Raw genomic sequence first — 23,333 nt, 5'->3', positions numbered from 1 at the left:
TGCTTGCAGCTTGCAGCTTGAAGCTCGCCACTGCTCCGTTAGGAGCCCCTATGTCCCTACAAGAACAATGTCTATGGGAAAAACTGACCCCGCAACGGCCTGAGCACACTCCGCTCAAGGGCGAGGTGACGGCGGACGTGTGCATCATCGGCGCCGGCTTCACCGGGCTGTCGGCGGCGGTGCATCTGCTGGAGCAGGGCAAGCGGGTCTGTGTGCTCGAGGCTCATCGCACCGGGCAGGGTGGTTCGGGGCGCAATGTCGGGCTGGTCAACGCCGGCCTGTGGATTCCTCCGGACGAGATCGAGGCCGGTTTCGGCCAGCAGGTGGGCAGCCAGCTCAACCGCATGCTCGGCGCCGCGCCGTCCCTGGTGTTCAGCCTGGTGGACAAGTACCGCATCGATTGCCAGCTGCGCCGCGAAGGCACCTTGCACATGGCCCACAACGCCCGGGGCGAAGCCGACCTGCGCAGCCGCGAGGAACAATGGCAGCGTCGCGGCGCGCCGGTGGAACTGCTCACCGGCGCCGCCTGCGAAAGCGCCACCGGCACCCGCAAGATCGCCGCCGCCTTGCTCGATCGGCGTGCCGGCACCCTCAACCCCATGGCCTATGTCAGCGGCCTGGCCAAGGCCGCGGCGGATCTTGGCGGCCAGCTGTTCGACCATTCCCCGGTCACCCGCCTGGAGCGCCAGGGCCAGCGCTGGTCGGTGCAGACCGATCAGGGCTCGGTGCTGGCCGAGCAGGTGGTGATCGCCTCCAACGCCTACACCGAAGGCGACTGGACCGAACTGCGGCGCAATTTCTTCCCCGGCTACTACTACCAGGTGGCCTCGGTGCCGCTGACCGAAGAGGCCGCGCAGCAGATACTGCCCGGTGGCCAGGGCTCCTGGGATACCCGCCAGGTGCTGAGCAGCATCCGCCGCGATGCCCAGGGGCGTCTGCTGCTGGGCAGCCTGGGCAACGGCAATCAGAAGCCCCAGTGGTTCCTCAAGGCCTGGGCCGACCGGGTGCAGCAGCACTACTTCCCCTACCTCAAACCGGTGGAGTGGGAATGCACCTGGACCGGCTGCATCGCCTTCACCCCCGATCATCTGATGCGCCTGTTCGAGCCGGCTCCCGGCCTGGTGGCGGTAACGGGCTACAACGGCCGTGGGGTGACCACCGGCACCGTGGTCGGCAAGGCTTTCGCCGACTACCTGTGCAACGGCGATCCTAAGGCCTTGCCGATTCCTTTCGCGCCCATGCAGCCCCTGGCCGGGGTGGCCCTGCGCAGCTGCCTGTACGAGGCCGGATTCTCCCTGTACCACGCGGGCCAGTGCCTGCGCATCGTCATCTGAAGGAGGAAATAAACAGTCGACGACGACGCTTTTCGATGCAGCGACTAGCCTGTAGTGGTGCGGCTCGTAGCAGTTGTGCACCGGCAGTGTGCAGTTCGGTGACGCGGGCTGTTACAGCGGGGTTGCACGTTGAATTGTGTCGCGGTTGCAATGATGGCACGCATGGGTTGCGCCCATTGAAAAGCATGGTTTCACCTTCCGCGGTTTAGACGGTTGCACGCCCAATGAAAATGGGCTCGAAACAGTCGAAATAACAATAAGACAGCGACTTTTTTCAGAATAAAAAACCACTGGCACGGCGCTTGCTCTGAGCAGATCAGTGAAGTCGCAGTGCCAACTAAAAAAACCTTGGAGCACCACCTCATGTCCCAGACGTTTTACAAGAAAGGCTTTCTGGCCCTCGCAGTGGCAACTGCGCTGGGTGTTTCTGCGTTTGCTCAAGCCGACCTGAAGATCGGTGTAGCGGGTCCCATGACTGGCGCCAATGCGGCATTTGGCGAGCAGTACATGAAGGGTGCACAAGCAGCGGCTGACGAAATCAATGCCAAGGGTGGGGTCAACGGCGAGAAGATCGTGCTGGTCAAGGGCGATGACGCCTGCGAGCCGAAGCAGGCGGTGGCGGTGGCCAACCGTCTGGTGGACCAGGACAAGGTGGCCGGCGTGGTCGGCCACTTCTGCTCCTCGTCGACCATCCCGGCTTCCGAGGTGTACAGCGACGCCGGGGTGATTGCCATCACTCCGGGCTCCACCAACCCCCAGGTCACCGAGCGCGGCCTGTCCGCCATGTTCCGCATGTGCGGGCGTGACGACCAGCAGGGCATAGTCGCCGGCGACTACATTGTCGACGTGCTCAAGGGCAAGAAAGTCGCGGTGCTGCACGACAAGGACACCTACGGCCAGGGCCTGGCGGATGCCACCAAGGCGCAGCTGACCAAGCGCGGCGTGGCCCCGGTGCTGTACGAAGGCCTGACCCGCGGCGAGAAGGACTTCAGCGCCGTGGTGACCAAGATCCGCGCCGCCGGTGCCGACGTGGTGTACTTCGGTGGCCTGCATCCGGAAGCCGGTCCGCTGGTACGCCAACTGCGCGAACAGGGCCTGAAGGACGTCAAGTTCATGTCCGATGACGGCATCGTCACCGATGAGCTGGTGACCACCGCCGGTGGCCCGCAGTACGTCGATGGCGTGTACATGACCTTCGGCGCCGACCCACGCCTGCTGCCCGACAGCAAGACCGTGGTCGATGCCTTCCGCAAGGCTGGCACCGAGCCCGAGGGCTATACCCTGTACGCCTACGCTTCGGTCCAGGCCCTGGCGGCCGGCTTCAATGGCGCCAAGTCCAACAAGGGCGAGGACGCCGCCAAATGGCTCAAGGCCAATCCGGTGAAAACCGTGATGGGCGAGAAGTCCTGGGACGCCAAGGGCGACCTGAAAATCTCCGACTACGTGGTCTATCAGTGGGACAAGGACGGCAAGTACCACCAGCTGGAAAAACAGAAGTGACATGAGGCCCTGAGGGCCGGCATCGCCTCCCTGGTGCCGGCCCTTGCTCATGCAGTGCTTGCCTTTATCTCGTAGAACTGCACAACGGACGTGTTGCGTGGACAGGTGACCCCTGTCCGGCGTCGACGCCCTGTGCCGTCTCTCAAGTCCGTGAGATTGCGTTATGGATGGTATTTTCCTGCAGCAACTGATCAATGGACTGACCCTCGGGTCTGTCTATGGTCTGATCGCCATCGGCTACACAATGGTCTATGGCATCATCGGCATGATCAACTTCGCCCACGGCGAGGTTTACATGATTTCCGCCTACCTCGCGGCAATCAGTCTGGCTCTGCTGGCCTACTTCGGCATCGAATCCTTCCCGCTACTCATTCTCGGCACCCTGATCTTCACCGTGGTGGTGACGGGTCTCTATGGCTGGGTCATCGAGCGCGTGGCCTACAAGCCTTTGCGCAACTCCACTCGCCTGGCACCGCTGATCAGCGCCATCGGCATTTCGCTGATCCTGCAGAACTACGCGCAGATCAGCCAGGGCGCCAAGCAGCAAGGCGTGCCCACCCTGCTGGCCGGGGCCTGGAAGGTGGATATTGGTACCGGCTTCGTGCAGCTCACCTACACCAAGATCTTCATCCTGGTGGCAGCGTTCGCCGGCATGGCCCTGCTCACCTACGTCATCAAGTACACCAAGCTCGGGCGCATGTGCCGGGCTACCCAGCAAGACCGCAAGATGGCCTCGATCCTCGGCATCAACACCGACCGGGTGATCTCCTATGTGTTTGTCATCGGCGCGGCCATGGCAGCCCTGGCCGGCGTGCTGATCACCATGAACTACGGCACCTTCGACTTCTATGCCGGCTTTGTCATCGGCATCAAGGCGTTCACTGCGGCGGTGCTCGGTGGTATCGGCTCGCTGCCCGGAGCCATGCTCGGCGGGATCATCCTCGGTATCTCCGAGTCGCTGTTCTCCGGCTTGATCAACTCCGACTACAAAGACGTGTTCAGCTTCTCGCTGCTGGTGTTGATCCTGATCTTCCGTCCCCAAGGCCTGCTGGGTCGCCCACTCGTGGCGAAGGTGTAAGTATGTCTGCTGCCAATAAACCTATTGATATCAAGAAGAGCCTGATCGACGCGGTGCTCGCCGGGTTGATCTCGCTGATCGTGTTCGGGCCCATAGTCGGCGTGGTGCTGGATGGCTACAGCTTCAACCTGGCCCCCACCCGGGTGGCCTGGCTGGTGGCGATCGTCATGGCCGGGCGCCTGGCCCTGAGCCTGTTCCTGCAAACCCCCAAGGGCCTGAAGATTCTCCAGGGCTTTGAAAGCACCGGCTCCGGGGTGCATGTGCTGGCGCCGGACTACAAGTCGCGGCTGCGCTGGATCATTCCGGCGCTGATCGTGATTGCCATGGTCTTTCCGTTCTTCGCCAACAAGTACCTGCTGACCGTGGTGATCCTCGGCCTGATCTACGTGCTGCTGGGCCTGGGGCTGAACATAGTGGTGGGCCTGGCGGGGCTGCTCGACCTCGGCTATGTGGCCTTCTACGCCATTGGCGCCTATGGCCTGGCCCTGGGCTACCAGTACCTGGGCCTGGGCTTCTGGACCGTGCTGCCCCTGGCGGCACTGGCTGCGGCGCTGGCGGGGTGCATCTTGGGTTTCCCGGTGTTGCGCATGCACGGCGACTACCTGGCCATCGTGACCCTGGGTTTCGGCGAGATCATCCGCCTGGTGCTCAACAACTGGCTGTCCTTCACCGGCGGGCCCAACGGCATGCCGGTGCCGTCGCCCACCTTCATGGGCCTGGAGTTCGGCCGCAAGGCCAAGGACGGCGGGGTGCCATTCCATGAGTTCTTCGGCCTGGAATACAACCCCAACCTGAAGTTCCTGTTTATCTACATCGTGCTGTTCCTGGTGGTGCTGCTGGTGCTCTACATCAAGCACCGGCTGACCCGCATGCCGGTTGGCCGGGCCTGGGAAGCCCTGCGTGAGGACGAGATCGCCTGCCGCGCCATGGGCCTGAACCATGTGCTGGTAAAACTCTCGGCCTTTACCCTCGGCGCCTCCACCGCGGGCCTGGCCGGGGTGTTCTTCGCCAGCTACCAGGGCTTCGTCAACCCGTCGTCCTTCACCTTCTTCGAGTCGGCGCTGATCCTCGCCATCGTGGTGCTGGGGGGCATGGGCTCGACGGTGGGCGTGGTGATCGCCGCGTTCGTGCTCACCGTGGCGCCGGAGCTGTTGCGCAGCTTCTCCGAATACCGGGTGCTGCTGTTCGGCATTCTCATGGTGCTGATGATGATCTGGCGGCCGCGTGGGTTGATCCGCATCAGCCGTACCGGGGTGACCCCGCGCAAAGGGGCTTTGACTGAGAGGAACGCGCAATGAGCGAATACATTCTTTCGGTCGAGAACCTGATGATGCACTTCGGCGGCATCAAGGCCCTGAGCGACGTCAGCCTCAAGGTCAAGCGCAATTCGATCTTCGCCCTGATCGGCCCCAACGGCGCCGGCAAGACCACGGTGTTCAACTGCCTGACCGGCTTCTACAAGGCCTCCGGCGGGCGCATCGAGCTCAATACCCGGGGCCAGCAGACCAACGTCATCAAGCTGCTGGGCGAGCCGTTTCGCGCCAGTGACTTCGTGTCGCCGAAAAACTTCGCCAGCCGCCTGCACTACAAGATGTTCGGCGGCACCCACCTGGTGAACCGCGCCGGGCTGGCGCGGACTTTCCAGAACATTCGCCTGTTCAGGGAAATGTCGGTGGTGGAGAACCTGCTGGTGGCCCAGCACATGTGGGTCAACCGCAACCTGCTGAGCGGCATCCTCAATACCAAGGGCTACCGCAAGGCCGAAAGCGACGCCCTGGACCACGCCTTCTACTGGCTGGAAGTGGTGGACCTGGTGGACTGCGCCAACCGCCTGGCCGGCGAGCTGTCCTACGGCCAGCAGCGGCGCCTGGAGATTGCCCGGGCCATGTGCACCCGGCCGCAGATCATCTGCCTCGACGAACCGGCCGCCGGCCTCAACCCCCAGGAAACCGAAGCGCTGAGCGCGATGATCCGCCTGCTGCGCGACGAGCACGACCTGACCGTGGTGCTGATCGAGCACGACATGGGCATGGTCATGAGCATTTCCGATCACATCGTGGTGCTCGATCACGGCAACGTGATCGCCGAAGGCGGACCGGAAGCGATCCGTAACGATCCGAAAGTGATCGCCGCCTACCTGGGTGCCGACGAAGAGGAGCTGGCATGACTCAACCCATACTCGAACTCAAGGACCTGGATGTGTACTACGGCCCGATCCAGGCCTTGAAGAAAGTCTCGCTGCACATCAACGAAGGGGAAACCGTGAGCCTGATCGGCTCCAACGGTGCCGGCAAGTCGACCCTGCTGATGTCGATCTTCGGCCAGCCCCGGGCCGAGTCTGGGCAGATTATCTACCGTGGCGTGGACATCACCCACAAGTCGTCCCACTACATCGCTTCCAATGGCATCGCCCAGTCCCCGGAAGGGCGCCGGGTGTTCCCCGACATGACCGTGGAGGAAAACCTGCTGATGGGCACCATCCCCATTGGCGATAAGTACGCCCTCGAGGACATGCAACGCATGTTCGAGCTGTTCCCCCGGCTCAAGGAGCGGCGTACCCAGCGGGCCATGACCATGTCCGGTGGCGAGCAGCAGATGCTGGCCATCGCCCGGGCGCTGATGAGCCGGCCCAAGCTGTTGCTGCTGGACGAGCCGAGCCTGGGCCTGGCGCCCATCGTGGTGAAGCAGATTTTCGCCACCCTGCGCGAACTGGCGGCCAGTGGCATGACCATCTTCCTGGTGGAGCAGAACGCCAACCATGCCCTGCGCCTCTCGGATCGGGCCTATGTGATGGTCAACGGTGAAATTCGCCTGAGTGGCAGCGGCAAGGAGTTGCTGGTCAATGAGCAGGTGCGCAACGCCTACCTGGGCGGTCACTGACCCCCAGGCTTGTGGATAAGAAATGCCCCGCCGGTTGATTCCGGCGGGGCATTTTTTTATTCACAGCTATGGCGGTGCGGCACAGCACCGGCCAATGGCGCAGATCGGCGAGCGATGCGTCCGACAATTGTGGAAAACCTTGTTCGCCAGTTGCCAAAGTGCGGCATGAAGACGCGGCAAACAGTTGTTTTTCCACTGTTTTGACTTGTCCCCGTTTGCTGTGGAGCGGGCTGTGGGTAACGTGGGAGTAGCTGGCTGAAAGCCTTTTAAACCGTGGCCTGCAGCGTGCTGTATGTTTTTTGATCAGGGCTTTTCAGGTGGCTGGCCCCGGCCATTGTCAACCTTTTTATTGTCGCGGCCAGACCTGTAAAACGCCTTGGATAAGCCTGTGGGTAAGTCTGTGGTTAAACTCTGGAAAGACCGCTCTGGGCAGCGTCGTTACTGGCCTCTGGCCTTATCGACTTTGACCGGCCGGTCATCTTTTTCGCCCGCTGCTGCATGGACCGTCTGTGCAGGTCAAGCAAAAAACTTCCGTTGATCCTCCGCAAGCCCTGTGGATAGCGGCTTTGGCGGATTTGCACTTGCCCCCAAAGACTGTGGACCGGGCTGTGGATAAGGTGCGGGCATATGGCTGCAGGCCATGTCGGCCGTGGCTTGCAGCCGTTTGAGCGTTTTTTGCACAGAAATCCCGCAGAACCCCGGCTTCGGTTGCCGCCCGAAGCGTGGCCGGGCATGCTGCGAAACGTTTTTTTATCGTAACGGCGGCTCGCCACCCAGCTAGGAGAACACCATGACTTCCACACTGTTCATTACGGGCGCGACGTCCGGTTTTGGCGAAGCCTGCGCCCGACGTTTCGCCGAGGCCGGCTGGTCGCTGGTGCTCACCGGCCGTCGTGAGGAGCGCCTCAATGCGCTGTGTGCCGAGCTGTCGCAAAAGACCGAGGTGCATGGCCTGGTGCTCGATGTGCGCGACCGCAAGGCCATGGAGGATGCCATCGCCAACCTGCCGCCGTCGTTCAGCACGCTGCGCGGGCTGATCAACAACGCCGGCCTGGCCCTGGGCGTGGACCCGGCGCCCAAGTGCGACCTGGACGACTGGGACACCATGGTCGACACCAATATCAAGGGCCTGATGTACAGCACCCGCTTGCTGCTGCCACGGCTGATCGCCCACGGGCGCGGCGCCGGGATCGTCAACCTGGGCTCCATTGCCGGCAACTACCCCTACCCGGGCAGCCACATCTATGGCGCGAGCAAGGCCTTCGTCAAACAGTTCTCGCTGAACCTGCGCTGCGACCTGCAGGGCACTGGCGTGCGGGTGACCAATATCGAGCCGGGGCTGTGCGAAAGCGAGTTCTCCCTGGTGCGCTTCGCCGGCGACCAGGCCCGCTATGACGCCACCTACGCCGGGGCCGAGCCGATCCAGCCCGAGGACATCGCCGAAACCATCTTCTGGGTGCTCAACACCCCGGCCCATATCAATATCAACCGCCTGGAACTGATGCCCGTGAGCCAGACCTGGGCCGGCTTTGCCATCGAGCGCAACGCCAAGCCCTGAAACGGCAGGCGGTTGTACGCGGAAACACATAAGCTGATTCGTTTCAGCTAAAGGTCAGCCGCGACCCGGTAGAATTCCAGCCCGCAATTTCGCTGCCGCCTCACACGAGGCGGTGTGTTTGAAGTTCGATAGGAGGAATCGTGAGTAACCGAGGTGAGCAGGTTCTGCTCAAACAATCGACTGTATTGATGTTCGCCGTGGCGATCGCCGGTATCGTCACGGGTTTTGTTTCTGGCGCCCAATCCATCCTGTTCGATGGTTTTTTTTCCCTGATCGCGACCTTTATCAAGGTGCTGATGCTGATCACCGCCAAGCTGATCGCCAAGGAAAGCAACCAGCGCTTCCAGTTCGGTTTCTGGCACCTGGAACCCATGGTGCTGCTGATCGAAGGCAGCTTCCTGCTGCTGATCGCCATCTACGCCTTCCTCAACGGGGTGTTCGGCATCATCAACGGTGGCCGCGAGGTGGAGCTGGGGCTGGTGATCTTCTACGCGGCGTTTTTCGCCGTGGCCGAGTTCGCTTACTTCTTCTATGTGCGCCGACGTAATCGCAGCCTTAAATCTTCGCTGATCCAGTTCGACAACATCAGCTGGCTGGTGGACGCGATGCTCTCGGTGGGCTTGTTGGCGAGCTTTGTCACCGCCTTGCTGTTCAAGCACTACGGCCAAGATGAATGGGCGCGCTATGTCGACCCGGCGATCCTCATCCTGCTGGCCCTGAGCATGCTGCCACCGGCGCTGAAGATCCTCCGCCCGGCGCTGCGCGATGTACTGGGCATGGCCCCGGACCAGTTGGACGAGAAGGTTCGCCAGGTGATGGAGCGGGCCAAGGCCGAGCATGGCTTCGAGCACTGCATCAGCTATGTGCAGAAGCACGGACGAGCACGTTTTATCGAGATTCACATCGTGCTGCCGGCGGACTATCCGCTGCACAGCGTGGCGACCCTGGATCAACTGCGCGAGGAAATTTCCGCCCAGTTGGGCGAAGCGGATTCAGCCCGCTGGCTGACCATCAGCTTCACCGGGGATCGCAAGTGGATCGCTTGACGAGGGGCGTCTATTCCGACGGCAAGCCCGCTCCCACAGGTTTTTTGTAGGAGCGGGCTTGCCCGCGAAAAGCCTCAGGCGAAATAGCCCGCCAAACCGCTATAGCAGGTCGCCAGGTGATAAGGCGTGGTCGACGGCATGTCCCGCCGGCTGACCGCGCCGCTGGCATCCAGGCATTCATGCCAGCCACCGGCATGCAGGAAATGCGCTTGCAGCGCCTGCAACTGGCGCTGCAAGGTGGCCTGGCCATCTGCACGCAAGGTCAGGGCACGCAGGTATTCGGCCTGGGCCCAGATGCGTTGGGTGGCGTCCTTGACCCGCACCTGGGGCTGCAGGTCGAGCATGGCGCAAACGGCGCCGCTTTCGGGCTCGACGCCCACCTGCTCGGTGAAGGCGAAGGCGCGCTCCAGCGAAAGGTGCAGCGGGCTACCGCGTAGCTGTGGCGACGAAGCGAGGAGGAAGTACCACTCGAACTGGTGCCCTGGCTCGAACCAGTTATCCACAGCCCCCAGCGGCTTCTCCATCATCACCCCGTGTTGCGGCTCGATAAAGTGCTTCTGCATGGCCTGGCACAGGCTCAGCAGTGCGTTTTGCACGGCCTGGTCCGGGCGTACTGCGAGGGTCGCGAGGAAGGCTTCGGCCAGGTGCATCAACGGATTCTGCAGCGGCCCGCAGCCCAGTTGCGACCAGTCTTGATCGAGGCTGGCCTCATAGAGGCCGTCGCCCCGGGCAAAGCGCTGGGCCAGTACTTCCAGGGCGGCGCCGAGTACCGATTCCACCAGGGGCTCGCGAACCTTGGCCCAGTAATGGGCGCAGGCGAAGAGGATAAAGGCGTGGGTGTAGAGGTCCTTGCGCCGATCCAGCGGGGTGCCCTCGGGGTCGATGCTGTAGAACCAGCCGCCGTGCTCGGCGTCGTGGAAATGCCGTTGCAAGGAGCGAAACAGCGCCGCGCAACGCTCCTCGGCAAAGGGCGCGCTGGCATCGCCGATCAGTTGCGCAAACACATACAGCTGGCGAGCGCAGGCCATGGCCCGATAGCGCTGGGGTGGCAGCGGCCGTTGCTCGGCGTCCAGTGCCTCGTAGGGCAACGCCAGTTGCGGGTTCCAGCCCGGGCCCTGCCACAGGGGCACTATCACCTTATGGAAATGCTGCTGCACGGCATTGAACCGAGCGCTTGATTCAGGCGCGGAGGCGGAGCGGGAAACATCGGGCATTGGCTGGCGTCGTCACGGCAGGATTGAATGCGCGACATGTTAGCAGAGAAGCCCCACGAGTCGGCTTGCAGGCACTGGCTTGTCAGCGAACGAGGCCCGCAAGACCACCTTCGCCGGCAAGCCGGCTCCTACTGTGACGGGCCGGGTTCAGCCCGCCAGCAGCCACACGCCGGTGGCGGCCGAAGCGGCGCCGGCCAGGCGCACCAGGGGCGCTGCGGCCTGGGGCAGGAGCCGCACCACGGCATAACCGGCGGCATGCAGCGCCGCGGTGGCGGCCACAAAACCTGCGGCATAAGCCCAGGGGCTGGACATGTCCGGCAGCTCCAGGCCATGGGCCACGCCGTGGAACAGGGCGAACAGCGCCGTGGCGGCAAGCGCCAGGCCAAGGGGCGGACGCACCGCCAGGGCCACCGCCAGGCCCAGGGCCAGCACCGAGGCGGCGATGCCGCTTTCCAGTGCCGGCAGGTCCAGGCCCTCGAAGCCCAGCAGGCCGCCGATCAACATGGTGCCGACGAAGGTGCAGGGCAGCGCCCAGCGCGCCGCGCCTTGTTGCTGGGCCGCCCACAGGCCCACTGCGAGCATGGCCAGCAAATGGTCGAGGCCGCCGATGGGGTGGCTGATACCGGCCATCAGGCCGTTGTCGCCATGACCGGGGTGGGCGAAGGCCAGGGCCGGGGTCAGCAGCAGGGCCAGGGCACCGAGTATGGGTTTCAGGGTCATGTGGTGGCTTCCTTGTTGGGCGTATTGGAGTCGGGATCAGGCCGCGGTCAGCAGGCCCTGGCGTTCGATGAAGGCAATGATTTCTGCCAGGCCTTGGCCGGTCTTCTGGTTGCTGAAGACAAAGGGCTTGCCGCCGCGCATGCGCTGGGTATCGCTGTTCATCAGCTCCAGGGACGCGCCGACCAAAGGCGCCAGGTCGATCTTGTTGATCACCAGCAGGTCGGATTTGCAGATCCCCGGGCCGCCCTTGCGCGGCAGCTTGTCGCCGGCGGAAACGTCGATCACGTAAATGGTCAGGTCCGAGAGCTCGGGGCTGAAGGTGGCCGAAAGGTTGTCGCCGCCGGACTCCACCAGGATCAGGTCGAGACCGGGAAAGCGCCGGTTCAACTGGTCCACCGCCTCCAGGTTGATCGAGGCGTCCTCGCGGATCGCGGTGTGCGGGCAGCCGCCGGTTTCCACGCCGATGATCCGCTCCGGGGCCAGGGCCTGGTTGCGTACCAGGAAGTCGGCGTCTTCGCGGGTGTAGATATCGTTGGTTACCACCGCCAGGTTGTAGCGTTCGCGCAGGGCCAGGCACAGGGCCAGGGTCAGGGCGGTCTTGCCGGAGCCCACCGGGCCGCCGATGCCGACCCGCAGAGGTTGTGCGTTCATGAGTTTCTCCTAGGAACGGAACAGGCGGCTGTATTGGCGCTCGTGGGCCATGCTCGCCAGGGACAGGCCGAAAGCGGCGCTGCCCAAGTGGTTGAAGTCGAGGTGCGCGGCTTGATGCTGGGCCTGTTGCAGCAGCGGCAGCAGTTCGCTGGTCAGGCGCTGGGCCGCCTGCTGGCCCAGGGGCAGGGTTTTCATCAGCACCGCCAGCTGGTTTTCCAGCCAGCTCCAGAGCCAGGCGGCCAGGGCGTCCTCGGGGCTGATGTTCCAGGCCCGGGCGGCCAGGGCCCAGCCCAGGGCCAGGTGCGGTTCAGCCTGCTGCGCCAGGCATTGGCGAGCCTCGGCGTCGAGCTCCGGCAGGCCCTCCAGCAGTTGCTTGAGGGAGTAGCCCATCTGTCGGCTTTCCAGGTACAGCTCGCGGGTTTCACGGCTGGCCCGATGTTCTTCACCCAGTTGCTGCAACCGGGCCCAGTCCCGATCGGCCGCAGCCTGACAGTGGGCCAGCAGCAACGGGGCTTCGAAGCGTGCGAGGTTCAGCAACAGTTGATCGCCGACCCAGCGTCGGGCGCTGTCCGGGTCATGCACCCGCTGCTGTTCCACGGCCATTTCCAGGCCCTGGGAATAGCTGTAGCCGCCAATCGGCAGCTGCGGGCTGGCCAGGCGCAGCAAGGCCCAGGCCGGGTTCATGGGCGGACGCCGAACTGGTGCAGGCGCGGTGGGTAGTTGAAGTCTTCATCGCCGTGGCGCGAATGATGATGGCCGCCGCCATAGGCGCCGTGCTCGGGCTGGAACGGCGCCTCTAGGGTTTCGGTGCTGGCCCCCAGCTGTTCGAGCATGGCCTTGAGCACATAGTCGTCCAGCAGCCGCAGCCAGCCGTCGCCCACCTGCAGGGCCACATGGCGGTTGCCCAGGTGATAGGCGGCGCGGGTCAGCTCGAAAGCATTGCGGCAGGTGACGTGGAGCAAGGTTTCCGGGCGGGCGCAGACCTTGACCAGGCGCCCGTCCTCGGCCTCCAGGAACTCGCCATCGTGCAAGGGTGGCTGGCCGCGTTGGAGAAACAGGCCGACATCTTCACCCGTGGCGCTGAAGCAGCGCAGGCGGCTTTTGCTGCGGGCCTCGTACGTCAGGTGCAGCTCGGCGGACCAGGTGGCTTGGGGAGCGGTTCTGCGGTGGATCACCAGCATCGGAAAGCTTCCAGCTATGAGCGATGCACAAGCCAGAGCAAGGGCCTTGCCAATCGCTCGAAGGACAGGGAAATCCCTTTCTCGATACCGCAACTGCGCCTGAAAAAGGGGCAACGCCTAATACCGATCAGTTCAGTGCCATGGCGAGCCAAAATGACCTGTGGCGAGGGAACTGGCTCCCGCTGGGCCGCGCAGCGGCCCCAAAAATCGGACAGCTACGCCCCGGAGCGCCGGCCGGTCCCACGGGAGCAAGCTCCCTCGCCACAAGTACAGTGCTTGCCCTTGACTGATTGGCATCAGGGTAAAGCTGTGTTTTATCTTGTTACAAATTGGCGCGCAGAGCTGATTTATAGCACCGCATTGGTGCGCTGCAAGTATTTTTGCGGCAATCCGGGGCGTGCCTTATGGGCGCAGGCAAAGGCACGCGCCAGAGCGGTGCGTGCCAGATGCACAGGTACTTTGGAGGGGGTTACTCGGTGCTGCCCAGGCCTTGCCAGTGCTTGAGGCCGATAAAGATGAAGCGCAACTGCTGGGTCATCTTCGCCTGGGGTGTCAGGTGGCTGGGCAGGGCCTGGGCAGGCGGGTCGATGATGTCCGGCAGGGTGGCGAACACGCTCTTGACGATCAGGTCGGCAATAACGCTGAGGTCGGCGCTGTCCAGGTGCTGCAGTTTCGGCATCAGGCGCAAATCCGCCGCGAGGTCCGAACTGATGTTCTCCCGCAGGCTGGCGATGGCCTGGCGTACCGGCAGCGAACCGCCGTACTGCTCGCGGGCCAGGAACAGGAATTGCGCACGCTTGGCACTCACCACGTCGAGGAAGATACGCAGCGAGGCGTCGATGATGCCGCCCATGACGAACTCGTTGTGGCGCACCAGGCGGATGGTTTCGCGAAAGGTCTGGCCGACTTCACTGACCAGCTCCAGGCCCAGTTGGTCCATATCGCTGAAGTGCCGGTAGAAACCGGTGGGGACTATGCCGGCGGCTTTTGCCACTTCCCGCAGGCTCAGGCTGCCAAAACCGCGACCGCCTTCCATCAGGTGCCGGGCGGCATCCATCAGGGCATTGCGGGTCTGTTGCTTCTGTTCGGCGCGGGGCAGCATCGGCGGGAAATTCTTTGCTCAGGGGGAGCGGCGCACTCTAGCAAATCAACTTTGCCGGAGTCGAACGGGTGTCAGGCGAAAAGCGAAGGTTCCAGCGGTAGAATACGGCAGCCTTGAAAGTCAAAGCCCGATCTGCGGATCGGGCTTTTTTCCTGGGCCAGCATGGCCTTAGCTCGCAGCTTGATGACGTTCAGCCAGGCGATCGGCACCGCCTTCGGCAACGAACTGACCTTGAGGCGTGCGGCTGTAGCCATCTTCCACCAGGCCTTTCTCTTCCAGGCGATCACGGCCGCCTTCAGCTACGTTTTGACCTTGTGGGGTGCGGTCATAGCCATCTTCGGCAACGTTCTGGCCCTGTGGGGTGCGATCGTAGCCGTCTTCGGCAACGCTCTGGCCTTGTGGGGTACGGTCATAACCGTCGGCAGCCACTTTGTTGCGTTCCAGCAGGCGATCAGCACCGCCTTCGGCCAGGGTCTGGGTGAATACGCTGTGGCTGGCCTTGACCTGCGGGGTGGCCTGTTCAGCGGCGGGCAGGGCGAAGGCGTTGGCGGCCAGGATGGATAAGGTCAGGCTCAGCAGGATGTGGCGTTTCATGATGTTTGCTCCTTGGGAGGGCGAAAAGTTGGGTACGGAGCAAATGTTACCGCCACTATGTCGATATAAAAGTTCATAAACACAATGGTAATAATCAACGGAATTGATTGTTTGCTTGAAAGGCTCTAGCCCGGGCGTCTTCGCCAATCGCTTTTGCACCAGGCTGGGTATTTTCGACCCACCTGTGCTTCACGCCAGGGCAGGTTGCGGTAACACAAAGCTGGCCGAACGATCAGCAATCGGCTTTTTTCGGCCCCGTAGAGGCGGCGGATTAAACCTGCACCGGCTTTGTCAGTCCTAGTTTTCATGGCGCGGGTTTGCCCCGGCCTTTCACCTATGCGTCGTGGTCTGGCGCTCAAGTTGTCATCAGGAGCCTCGTGCAATGACGCGCACACCTAAAATTCTCGCCTGGACTGCTGCCAGTCTGGCCCTGCTGCTGGCCGTGCTGGTGCTGGTCATCGCCTTCTTCGATTGGAATCGCATCAAGCCGGCCCTCAATGCCAAGGTTTCCGCAGAGCTGCACCGGCCGTTCGCGATCAATGGCGACCTGTCGGTGGCTTGGCAGCGCGAGCCCGACGAGGGCGGCTGGCGCGCTTGGGTGCCCTGGCCCCATGTGGTGGCCGAGGACCTGAGCCTGGGCAACCCGGACTGGTCCAAGGCACCGCAGATGGTCAGCCTCAAGCGGGTCGAGCTGCGGATCTCGCCCCTGGCCCTGCTGGCGCAGCGGGTCAGCATCCCGCGTATCGACCTCACCGAGCCCGACGCTGCCCTGCAGCGACTGGCCGACGGTCGCGCCAACTGGACCTTCACCTTCGACCCCAAGGACCCCGCTGCCGAACCCTCCAACTGGTCGGTGGAGATCGGTGCCATCGGCTTCGACAAGGGCCACGTGACCCTGGACGACCAGAGCCTGAAGACCCAGTTGGACCTGCAGGTGGAATTGCTCGGCAAGCCGATTCCTTTCAGCGACATAGTTGGCGAAAGCGAAGCGAAGAAAATCGTCGAGAAAGGCGCCGAGGCCCAGGCCTATGTCTTCGCTCTCAAGGTCAAGGGCCAGTACCACGGGCAGAAGCTCGCCGGTAGCGGCAAGATCGGTGGCCTGCTAGCCCTGCAGGATGGGCGCAAGCCGTTCCCCCTGCAGGCTCAGGCGCAGATCGGCGACACCCAGGTCGAATTGCGCGGCAGCCTCACCGATCCACTGGACCTCGGCGCCCTGGACCTGCGCCTGAAGCTGGCCGGTACCAGCCTGGGCAATCTCTACCCGCTGACCGGCGTCACCCTGCCGGATTCGCCGCCCTATGCCACCGACGGCCACCTGACGGCCAAGCTGCACGATCCGGCGGGCGCGACCTTCAGCTATCAGGATTTCAACGGCAAGATCGGCGACAGCGATATCCACGGCAACCTGACCTACGTGGCCAGCCAGCCACGGCCCAAGCTCAGTGGCAGCCTGGTGTCCAACCAGCTGCTGATGAGTGACCTGGCACCGCTGATCGGAGCCGACTCCAACGCCCAGCAGAAAGCCCGGGGCGGCGAGAGCAAGCAGCCCGCCGACAAGGTGCTGCCGGTGGAGGAATTTCGCACCGAGCGCTGGCGCGATATGGATGCCGATGTCGAGTTCACCGGCAAGCGCATCGTTCACAGCAGCAAGCTGCCGTTCACCGATCTCTACACCCATCTGGTACTCAATGACGGCCAGCTCAGCCTGGAACCCCTGCGCTTTGGCGTGGCCGGCGGCAAGCTCGACGCCCAGGTGCGCCTCAATGGCCAGAGCACGCCGTTGCAGGGCCGGGCCCGGCTGACCGCGCGCAATTTCAAGCTCAAGCAGCTGTTCCCCACCTTCGAACCGATGAAGACCAGCTTCGGCGAACTCAATGGCGATGCCGATCTCACCGGACGCGGCAACTCGGTGGCGGCCCTGCTGGGCAGCGCCAACGGCGACCTGAAGATGCTGATCAACGATGGCGCCATCAGCCGCAGCCTGATGGAAATCGCCGGGCTCAACGTGGGCAACTACGTGGTGGGCAAGATGTTTGGCGACAAGGAGGTGAAGATCAATTGCGCGGCCGCCGACCTGGCCATCAAGAGCGGCCTGGCGACCCCGCGGCTGTTTGTCTTCGACACCGAGAACGCCATCATCTACGTCGATGGCACGGCCAATATGGCCAGCGAGCAACTGGACCTGACCATCACGCCAGAGTCCAAGGGCCTGCGCCTGTTTTCCTTGCGTTCGCCGCTCTATGTGCAAGGCAAGTTCATCAAGCCCAGTGCCGGGGTCAAGGCCGTGCCCCTGGTACTGCGCGGAGCCGGGATGGTGGCGCTGGGGGTGATCGCCGGGCCGGCGGCGGGCCTGCTGGCGTTGGTGGCGCCCAGCGGCGATGTGCCCAACCAGTGCGCGCCGCTGTTGCAGCAGATGCGCTCGGGCAAGGCGCCAGTGACGGTCAAGCCGAGCAAATAGTCGGGATATGGCGGGGCAGCCCGCTCCTTCTGGAAACCGGAGCGGGCAGGTGCATCACAGGCTGTTGAGGATGTCGGCCATGTCGTCGGCGTGCTCTTCTTCCTGGGCCAGGATCTCTTCGAACAGGCGCCGGGTGGTGGGGTCCTGGTCACCGATGTACTGGATGATCTCGCGGTAGCTGTCGATGGCGATCCGCTCGGCCACCAGGTCTTCATAGACCATGTCCTTCAAGGTGTTGCCGGCCACGTACTGGGCGTGGGAATGCTTGGACAGCAGGTCGGGGTTGAACTCCGGTTCGCCACCGAGCTGGACGATGCGCTCGGCCAGCTTGTCGGCGTGCTGCGCCTCCTGGGTGGCGTGTTCGAGGAACTCGTCGGCAGCGACGCTGGCCTTGATGCCGTTGGCCATGAAGTAGTGGCGCTTGTAGCGCAATACGCACACCAGTTCGGTGGCCAGCGACTCGTTGAGCAGGCGCAGTATTTGCTTGCGATCAGCGTTGTAACCCTCGGTCACGGCGCCGTTTTCCACATGCTGGCGAGCCCGTTCGCGCAGGCTGTTCACATCAGACAAATGCATATCGCTCATCTCGATCTCCTGAAGGCTAATCCGATTTACGCCAGGCTCTATTGGCCCGATCGTTACCTTGGGTGTGAGTCGCGGGGGCGCTGAAAAGTTTTATCGGATGTGCCCTGCGGTCAACCGCGCGGCAATGGCGGATGCCCGGCCAGCAGGGCCTCGTCCTGCAGCCATTGAAGGAAGGCTCGGACCGGCGGATGGCGCTCGCGCCCCGGCACGCACAGGGCGCTGTAGCCGGCGCCGTCCACCTGGATCTCCGGGCGATAGGCCTGCAGCAGGCCGCTGGCCACGCTCTGCGACACCAGGATATTGCTCGCCAGCACCAGGCCCTGGCCGGCGATGGCGGCTTGCAGCGCGTACTGCTCTTCGTCGTAGGAGCGGATCAGCGGCTGCCGTTCCAGCCAGCTTTCCCCGGCCTGGGCGCACCAGGCCTGCCAGCCGTCGGCATACAGCCTGGAATTGCGCCAGTGCACGCTGATCAAGGCGGGGGGCTGCTGGCAGGCCAGGGCCACCTGCTGCGGCGCGCCATAGACCGCGAAGCGTTCATCGAACAGGCACAGGCCATGCAGGTTCGGGTAGCCGTCCTGGCTGTAGCGGATCGCCACGTCGATGCTGGCGTCCTGTTGCAGGTCCACCACCTCGCACTGGGTGTCCAGGCGCAGGTTGATAGCCGGATGCCGGGCATAGAAACGGCCCAGCCGCGGCACCAGCCAGAGGGCGGCGAAAGCTGCGGTGGTGGAGACGGTCAACTGGCCGGTGCCGGGGCTGGGGCGCAGGCTGTCGACGCTCTGGGTGATGTCGAGCAAGGCACTGTGCAGGCTGTGGAACAGCCGTTCGCCGGCAGTGGTCAGGCGCACCTGGCGCGGCAGGCGTTCGAACAGCGCCATCCCCAGCCAGTGCTCCAGGCTGCGGATCTGGTGCGACACCGCGGTGGGCGTCACTGCAAGGTCCTCGGCGGCGGCCTTGAAACTCAGCAGGCGCGCGGCGGATTCGAAGGTGCGCAGAGCGGTGAGGGGCAGGTGGGCGAACATATCCAACTCCATGGATGAAATAGATTCATCTCGAAGTACTTTTACTCAGTTGTTGATGAATCCCTGTGCTTCTAGCTTTAACGCGGAATCAATGCGGCTTCAAGCCGTTTAACGTCATCCGCACAAGGGCGATCAGATGAACACAATTCTTGCAATTCATGGCAGTCCACGGGGCGAGCGCTCCCATAGCCGGCGTCTGGCCGACGCCTTCCTCCAGGCCTGGCAGACGGCCAATCCCCAGGGCCTGTTGACCCGTCGCGAAGTCGGGCGCGGCGCAGTACCGCATATCAGCGAGGCTTTTATCGCCGCGGCGTTTTATCCACAGCCCGAGGCGCGGCCGCTGTCGATGCAGGCCGACCTGGCCCTGAGCGATGAACTGGTGGCCGAGCTGCTGGGGCATCAGCGCCTGGTGATCTCGGCGCCCATGCACAACTTCAATGTGCCCAGCGGGATCAAGGCCTGGGTCGACCACGTCGTGCGCCTGGGGCTGACCTTCAACACCCTGCAGGACAACGGCCTGGCCCATTACCAGCCGCTGGTGCAGGGCAAGAAAGCCTTGATCATCACCAGCCGCGGCGGCGCCGGCTTTGGCCCCGGGGGCGAGCATGAGGCGATGAACCATGCCGACCGCTGGCTGCGCACGGCCCTGGGTTTTATCGGCATCGAAGAGGTCACGGTGGTCGCGGCGGAAGGCGAGGAATCGGTGCCCGAAGTGTTCCAACGCTCCTGCGCCGAGGCCGAGCAACGCCTGCAGGCCCTGGCCCGGACCTTCTGAGGAGACCCGCCATGGCCTGGCTGTTCCTGCTGCTGGCGGCAGCCTTCGAAGTCACTTTTGCCATGGGCATGAAGTACGCCGAGGGTTTCACCCGGCTCTGGCCGTCGCTGCTGACCCTGGGCGCAGCGCTGGCCGGGGTCTACTTCCTGACCTTGGCCATGCGCGAGTTGCCGGTGAGCGTGGCCTACCCGATCTGGACCGCTATTGGCTCCCTGGGCACGGTGTTTCTCGGCTGTTTGTTGCTGGGCGAGAGCCTGACTCCCCTCAAGCTGCTCTCAGCGGGATTGATAGTGGCCGGGGTGATAGGGCTGAAGTAGGCATGGCACGGGGCCTGTCATGCGGTGGTCATCGAAGTGTCATGCGGGCGGCTGCGACCCTTGGTTATGGTCTAGCTTTCAGCCTGGGCCATGGCGCCCATCACAAGGATGCCCCGCGCATGAGCCAAGAGCTTGCCACGCGTTACCCCCTGGTGCTGGTGCCCGGCATGCTCGGTTTTGTTCGCCTGCTGCTGTACCCCTACTGGTACGGGATCATCCCGGCCCTGCGCCGGGGCGGGGCCCAGGTGTTCGCGGTGCAGGTGTCGTCGCTCAACTCCAGCGAGGTGCGCGGCGAGCAGTTGCTGGCGCGGATCCAGCAGATCCTCGACAGCACCGGCGCCAGCCGGGTCAATCTGATCGGCCATAGCCAGGGCGCGCTCACGGCCCGTTACGCGGCGGCCAAGCGCCCGGACTGGGTGGCCTCGGTGACCTCGGTGGCCGGCCCCAACCATGGCTCCGAGCTGGCCGACTACCTGCAGCGCTACTCCCCGGCCCAGAGCCTGCGCGGACGCCTACTGAGCGCGTTGCTGCGGGGTATCGCGGCCTTGATGAGCCTTATGGAAACCGGCTATCGCGGGCCGCGCCTGCCGGTGGATGTCCACGCTTCGCACCAGTCGCTGACCACTGAGGGGGTGGCCCTGTTCAATCGCCAGTACCCCCAGGGCCTGCCGGAAACCTGGGGCGGGCAGGGCGCTCCCGAGGTCAACGGGGTGCGCTACTACTCCTGGTCCGGCATCTTGCAGCCGGGCAAGACCGATCGCGGCTTCAACCTGCTGGATGGCAGCAACCGCAGCTGCCGCCTGTTCGCCCGCACCTTCGTCCGTGAGGCCGGGCAATGCGATGGCATGGTGGGGCGCTACAGCTCGCACCTGGGCCAGGTCATCGGCGACGACTACCCGCTGGATCACTTCGATATCGTCAACCAGTCCCTGGGGCTGGTGGGCAAGGGCGCCGAGCCGATCCGCCTGTTTCTCGAGCAGGCCCGACGGCTCAAGGCCGCCGGGCTCTGAGACGGCCGGCGCTGCCCGGGGCCTCAGGCCTGGACGTGTCGGCGCGCGCGCCCCAGCACGGTGGTCCAGCGTTCGGAGAGAATCACCCCGCCCAGGGTCAGCAGCCCGCCGATCAGGTGGAACCAGGCCAGTTGTTCATGCAGCACCACGGCGGCAATCAGTGCGGTGATCAGCGGCAGCAGGTTGAAGAACAGGGTGGTGCGGCTCGGCCCCAGGCGCACCACGGCCTGCATCCAGGCCAGTGGCGCGAGCATCGAGGCCAGCAGGCAGGCATAGAGCACCAGCGGGATGTTGTGCAGGGTCGGCCCGACCTTGGGTGAGGCCAGGAACAGCGGCAGCAGCACCAGCACCGCCACCAGCACCTGCAGGTACAGCAGCACCAGCGGCGGCAGGCGCAACTGCCACTTCTTCAGCAGGGTGCTGTAGATCGCATAGGCCAGGGTGGCCACCAGCATCATCCCGTCCCCCAGGTTGACCCCGTGCTGCAACAGCGCGCTCAGGCTGCCGGACGACACCACCACCAGCACCCCGGCAAAGGACAGCACCGCCCCCACCAGGGCCCCGGCGGTCAGGCGCTGGCCCAGGGCGGCAATCGCCATGGCCAGGGACATCAACGGCATCAGCGAGAGGATGATGCCCATGTTGGTGGCCGAGGTCAGGCTGGCGGCGAAGTAGGCCAGGCTCTGGTACACCGCCATGCCCAGCACCCCGAGAATGGCAATGCGCCAGAGATTGGGGCGGATCACCGGCCAGTGGCGGCGCACCGGGCCGAGCATGAAGGGGGTGAACAGCAGGCCCGCCAGCAACCAGCGGTAGAAGCCGATTTCCGCGGGGAAGATGGCGCCTACGGCGAGTTTGTTGACCACGGTATTGCCGGCCCAGATAAAGATGGCCAGCAGCGGATAAGCGTATTGCATGGAAACAGCCAGAAAGTGAATGAGGGCTGATTATCCCTTGTCTGGTTCAATGCCTATACTGCGAACCGGACAACCTGCCCCGACATCCAGACAGCATGAGCAAAAAACACATCGACCTCCTGGGTTTCCAGGACCTGCCGGCGCCGGTGTACTTCCGCTACGCCGATTTTGCCGCCCACAGCCATGCCCTGGAACACCGGCATCTCTGGGGCTGCCTGGAGTATTCGGCCCATGGCGTGATGCATATGGAAATCGCCGGGCAGCGTTTCATGTCGCCGCCGCAGTACGCGGTCTGGGTGCCACCCCATACCGCCCACAGTTTCTATACCAGCCAGCCGCTCAGCTATCGCGCGGTGCTGCTGGCGCCGGAACTGTGCAGCGATCTGCCGCAGCAAGGCAGCACCCTGGCCATCAGCGAGATCCTCAAGGCGATTCTCAAGGACTTCGCCGCCCGCGACGTGCAAGTCCCCCAGGGCGAGGCCGACCAGCGCCTGGCCCAGGTGGCCCTCGATCAGTTGCGCCTGGCGCCGGTGCACACCTGCTACCTGCCTTACGCCAGCAGCCCGGACTTGCTGCGGGTGCTCCAGGCGCTACAGGCCGAGCCGGGCAACCACCAGCCCCTGGCGCACTGGGCACAGCAGGCCCATGTCAGCGAGCGAACCCTGGCCCGGCAGTTCGTCCGCGAGCTGGGCATGAGCTTTGGCGAATGGCGCCAGCGCCAGCGCTTCCTGGCGGCCATCGAAGCCTTGGAGAGTGCGCGCAGCATCCAGGAAATCGCCTTCGACATGGGCTACAGCACGGCTTCGGCGTTTATCGCGATGTTCCAGCGCCAGGCCGGCAGCACCCCCGAGCAGTACCGCCGCGCCGCCCTGCACAGCAGGTGAAGGTGTAACAGGCTTTGTCTACACTGCGCAGAAGGCCGTGCCCGTCGGTGCGGTGACCAGGAGAAAACTCCATGAAGATGCTGCGTATCCCGTTGTTGATGGTTGGCCTGCTGCTTTGCTCCCAAGGCTTTGCCGCCACTGCCCAGCAGAACAAGATGACCACCTGTAACGCTGAAGCCACCGCCAAGACCCTCAAGGGCGACGAGCGCAAGGCCTTCATGAGTACCTGTCTCAAGGCCGCCCCGGCCGCTGCCGCGACCCCTCAGGAACGGATGAAAACCTGCAACGCCGACGCCACCGCCAAGGCCCTCAAGGGCGATGAGCGCAAGGCGTTCATGAGTGATTGCCTGAAGAAAAAATAAGCCTGCCAGCAGGTGGGCCAAGGTATCCCGAGCGGTACAGGACCTTGGCCCGCGCCCATCTCGATCATCTCCGGATCATAAAAATCATTTATTTTCAATGAGATAGATCAGAAATTACCGTTCGTCGCTTTTTTTATATGTAAAA

Annotated in this window: 24 protein-coding genes; 14 read left to right on the top strand and 10 right to left on the bottom strand. The window is 63.8% G+C overall.

What is annotated here, in order from left to right:
• The first annotated feature begins 50 nt into the window (after nucleotides 1–50).
• The 8 genes from J4P02_RS06475 to J4P02_RS06440 all read left to right on the top strand — a co-directional run bounded on the left by J4P02_RS06475 (nucleotide 51) and on the right by J4P02_RS06440 (nucleotide 9,396).
• A complete protein-coding gene (locus tag J4P02_RS06475; RefSeq protein ID WP_426188757.1) occupies nucleotides 51–1,334 on the top strand; it encodes an NAD(P)/FAD-dependent oxidoreductase in 1,284 nt (427 codons plus the stop codon).
• 363 nt (nucleotides 1,335–1,697) lie between these two features.
• Nucleotides 1,698–2,834 (top strand): branched-chain amino acid ABC transporter substrate-binding protein, encoded by a 1,137-nt coding sequence (locus J4P02_RS06470; RefSeq protein WP_426188756.1) that lies wholly within the window; start codon nucleotides 1,698–1,700, stop codon nucleotides 2,832–2,834.
• Nucleotides 2,835–2,997: 163 nt separating this feature from the next.
• Entirely contained in the window at nucleotides 2,998–3,912 is a 915-nt protein-coding gene (locus J4P02_RS06465) for an ABC transporter permease subunit (RefSeq protein WP_426188755.1), read from the top strand.
• Nucleotides 3,913–3,914: 2 nt separating this feature from the next.
• A complete protein-coding gene (livM, locus tag J4P02_RS06460) occupies nucleotides 3,915–5,210 on the top strand; it encodes a high-affinity branched-chain amino acid ABC transporter permease LivM (RefSeq protein WP_426188754.1) in 1,296 nt (431 codons plus the stop codon).
• Complete coding sequence (locus J4P02_RS06455) at nucleotides 5,207–6,079, top strand: ATP-binding cassette domain-containing protein (RefSeq protein ID WP_426188753.1); 873 nt, start codon at nucleotides 5,207–5,209, stop codon at nucleotides 6,077–6,079. The genes livM and J4P02_RS06455 overlap by 4 nt, the downstream gene beginning before the upstream one ends.
• Nucleotides 6,076–6,792, top strand: coding sequence for an ABC transporter ATP-binding protein (locus J4P02_RS06450; protein WP_426188752.1), 717 nt, complete (start codon nucleotides 6,076–6,078; stop codon nucleotides 6,790–6,792). Before J4P02_RS06455 ends, J4P02_RS06450 begins: the two co-directional genes overlap by 4 nt.
• Nucleotides 6,793–7,582: 790 nt before the next feature.
• Nucleotides 7,583–8,350, top strand: a complete 768-nt coding sequence (locus tag J4P02_RS06445; protein WP_426188751.1) for an SDR family oxidoreductase — start codon at nucleotides 7,583–7,585, stop codon at nucleotides 8,348–8,350.
• 140 nt (nucleotides 8,351–8,490) lie between these two features.
• Nucleotides 8,491–9,396, top strand: a complete 906-nt coding sequence (locus tag J4P02_RS06440) for a cation diffusion facilitator family transporter (RefSeq protein ID WP_426188750.1) — start codon at nucleotides 8,491–8,493, stop codon at nucleotides 9,394–9,396.
• Nucleotides 9,397–9,470: 74 nt separating this feature from the next.
• Here the strand turns inward: J4P02_RS06440 and J4P02_RS06435 are convergent, their stop codons facing one another.
• The 7 genes from J4P02_RS06435 to J4P02_RS06405 form a co-directional block, all read right to left on the bottom strand.
• Entirely contained in the window at nucleotides 9,471–10,610 is a 1,140-nt protein-coding gene (locus J4P02_RS06435; RefSeq protein WP_426188749.1) for an AGE family epimerase/isomerase, read from the bottom strand.
• Between the two features lie 147 nt (nucleotides 10,611–10,757).
• A complete protein-coding gene (locus J4P02_RS06430) occupies nucleotides 10,758–11,330 on the bottom strand; it encodes a HupE/UreJ family protein (protein WP_426188748.1) in 573 nt (190 codons plus the stop codon).
• 36 nt (nucleotides 11,331–11,366) lie between these two features.
• Nucleotides 11,367–11,981 carry an urease accessory protein UreG gene (gene ureG, locus J4P02_RS06425; protein ID WP_426188747.1) on the bottom strand — a complete coding sequence of 205 codons (615 nt, stop codon included), beginning with the start codon at nucleotides 11,979–11,981 and terminating at the stop codon, nucleotides 11,367–11,369.
• 9 nt (nucleotides 11,982–11,990) lie between these two features.
• Nucleotides 11,991–12,665, bottom strand: a complete 675-nt coding sequence (locus J4P02_RS06420; RefSeq protein WP_426188746.1) for an urease accessory protein UreF — start codon at nucleotides 12,663–12,665, stop codon at nucleotides 11,991–11,993.
• Nucleotides 12,662–13,162, bottom strand: coding sequence for an urease accessory protein UreE (gene ureE / locus J4P02_RS06415; protein WP_426188745.1), 501 nt, complete (start codon nucleotides 13,160–13,162; stop codon nucleotides 12,662–12,664). Before ureE ends, J4P02_RS06420 begins: the two co-directional genes overlap by 4 nt.
• A gap of 469 nt (nucleotides 13,163–13,631) precedes the next feature.
• On the bottom strand, nucleotides 13,632–14,264 hold the full coding sequence (locus J4P02_RS06410; protein ID WP_426188744.1) for a TetR family transcriptional regulator: 633 nt from the start codon (nucleotides 14,262–14,264) through the stop codon (nucleotides 13,632–13,634).
• Between the two features lie 168 nt (nucleotides 14,265–14,432).
• On the bottom strand, nucleotides 14,433–14,858 hold the full coding sequence (locus J4P02_RS06405; protein WP_426188743.1) for a hypothetical protein: 426 nt from the start codon (nucleotides 14,856–14,858) through the stop codon (nucleotides 14,433–14,435).
• Between the two features lie 382 nt (nucleotides 14,859–15,240).
• Between J4P02_RS06405 and J4P02_RS06400 the strand changes: the two genes are divergently transcribed.
• Nucleotides 15,241–17,316, top strand: a complete 2,076-nt coding sequence (locus J4P02_RS06400) for an AsmA family protein (RefSeq protein ID WP_426188742.1) — start codon at nucleotides 15,241–15,243, stop codon at nucleotides 17,314–17,316.
• Nucleotides 17,317–17,370: 54 nt separating this feature from the next.
• Here the strand turns inward: J4P02_RS06400 and J4P02_RS06395 are convergent, their stop codons facing one another.
• Together J4P02_RS06395 and J4P02_RS06390 are read right to left on the bottom strand one after the other, a co-directional pair.
• On the bottom strand, nucleotides 17,371–17,901 hold the full coding sequence (locus J4P02_RS06395) for a ferritin-like domain-containing protein (RefSeq protein WP_426188741.1): 531 nt from the start codon (nucleotides 17,899–17,901) through the stop codon (nucleotides 17,371–17,373).
• A gap of 110 nt (nucleotides 17,902–18,011) precedes the next feature.
• Nucleotides 18,012–18,935 carry a LysR substrate-binding domain-containing protein gene (locus J4P02_RS06390; protein WP_426188740.1) on the bottom strand — a complete coding sequence of 308 codons (924 nt, stop codon included), beginning with the start codon at nucleotides 18,933–18,935 and terminating at the stop codon, nucleotides 18,012–18,014.
• Nucleotides 18,936–19,059: 124 nt separating this feature from the next.
• Here J4P02_RS06390 and J4P02_RS06385 point away from each other — a divergent pair, with 124 nt between their 5' ends.
• The 3 genes from J4P02_RS06385 to J4P02_RS06375 all read left to right on the top strand — a co-directional run bounded on the left by J4P02_RS06385 (nucleotide 19,060) and on the right by J4P02_RS06375 (nucleotide 21,025).
• Entirely contained in the window at nucleotides 19,060–19,698 is a 639-nt protein-coding gene (locus J4P02_RS06385; protein ID WP_426188739.1) for an FMN-dependent NADH-azoreductase, read from the top strand.
• An 11-nt stretch (nucleotides 19,699–19,709) separates the two neighbouring features.
• The gene (locus J4P02_RS06380; RefSeq protein ID WP_426188738.1) at nucleotides 19,710–20,015 is read left to right on the top strand and encodes a DMT family transporter; all 306 of its coding nucleotides are present in this window, start codon (nucleotides 19,710–19,712) and stop codon (nucleotides 20,013–20,015) included.
• 119 nt (nucleotides 20,016–20,134) lie between these two features.
• Complete coding sequence (locus tag J4P02_RS06375) at nucleotides 20,135–21,025, top strand: alpha/beta fold hydrolase (RefSeq protein ID WP_426188737.1); 891 nt, start codon at nucleotides 20,135–20,137, stop codon at nucleotides 21,023–21,025.
• 23 nt (nucleotides 21,026–21,048) lie between these two features.
• On the opposite strand, the gene J4P02_RS06370 is transcribed toward J4P02_RS06375, so the two are convergent.
• Nucleotides 21,049–21,942, bottom strand: a complete 894-nt coding sequence (locus J4P02_RS06370; RefSeq protein WP_426188736.1) for a DMT family transporter — start codon at nucleotides 21,940–21,942, stop codon at nucleotides 21,049–21,051.
• 95 nt (nucleotides 21,943–22,037) lie between these two features.
• Here J4P02_RS06370 and J4P02_RS06365 point away from each other — a divergent pair, with 95 nt between their 5' ends.
• Nucleotides 22,038–22,826 carry an AraC family transcriptional regulator gene (locus J4P02_RS06365; protein WP_426188735.1) on the top strand — a complete coding sequence of 263 codons (789 nt, stop codon included), beginning with the start codon at nucleotides 22,038–22,040 and terminating at the stop codon, nucleotides 22,824–22,826.
• A gap of 71 nt (nucleotides 22,827–22,897) precedes the next feature.
• A complete protein-coding gene (locus tag J4P02_RS06360; protein WP_426188734.1) occupies nucleotides 22,898–23,188 on the top strand; it encodes a PsiF family protein in 291 nt (96 codons plus the stop codon).
• Nucleotides 23,189–23,333: the final 145 nt, after the last annotated feature.

The sequence above is a fragment of the Pseudomonas sp. NFXW11 genome (genome assembly GCF_049887815.1).
In the GTDB taxonomy this organism is placed as follows: Bacteria; Pseudomonadota; Gammaproteobacteria; order Pseudomonadales; family Pseudomonadaceae; genus Aquipseudomonas.
The sequence above is the reverse complement of the archived record's forward strand: the minus strand, read 5'-3'. Positions and strand labels throughout refer to the sequence as shown.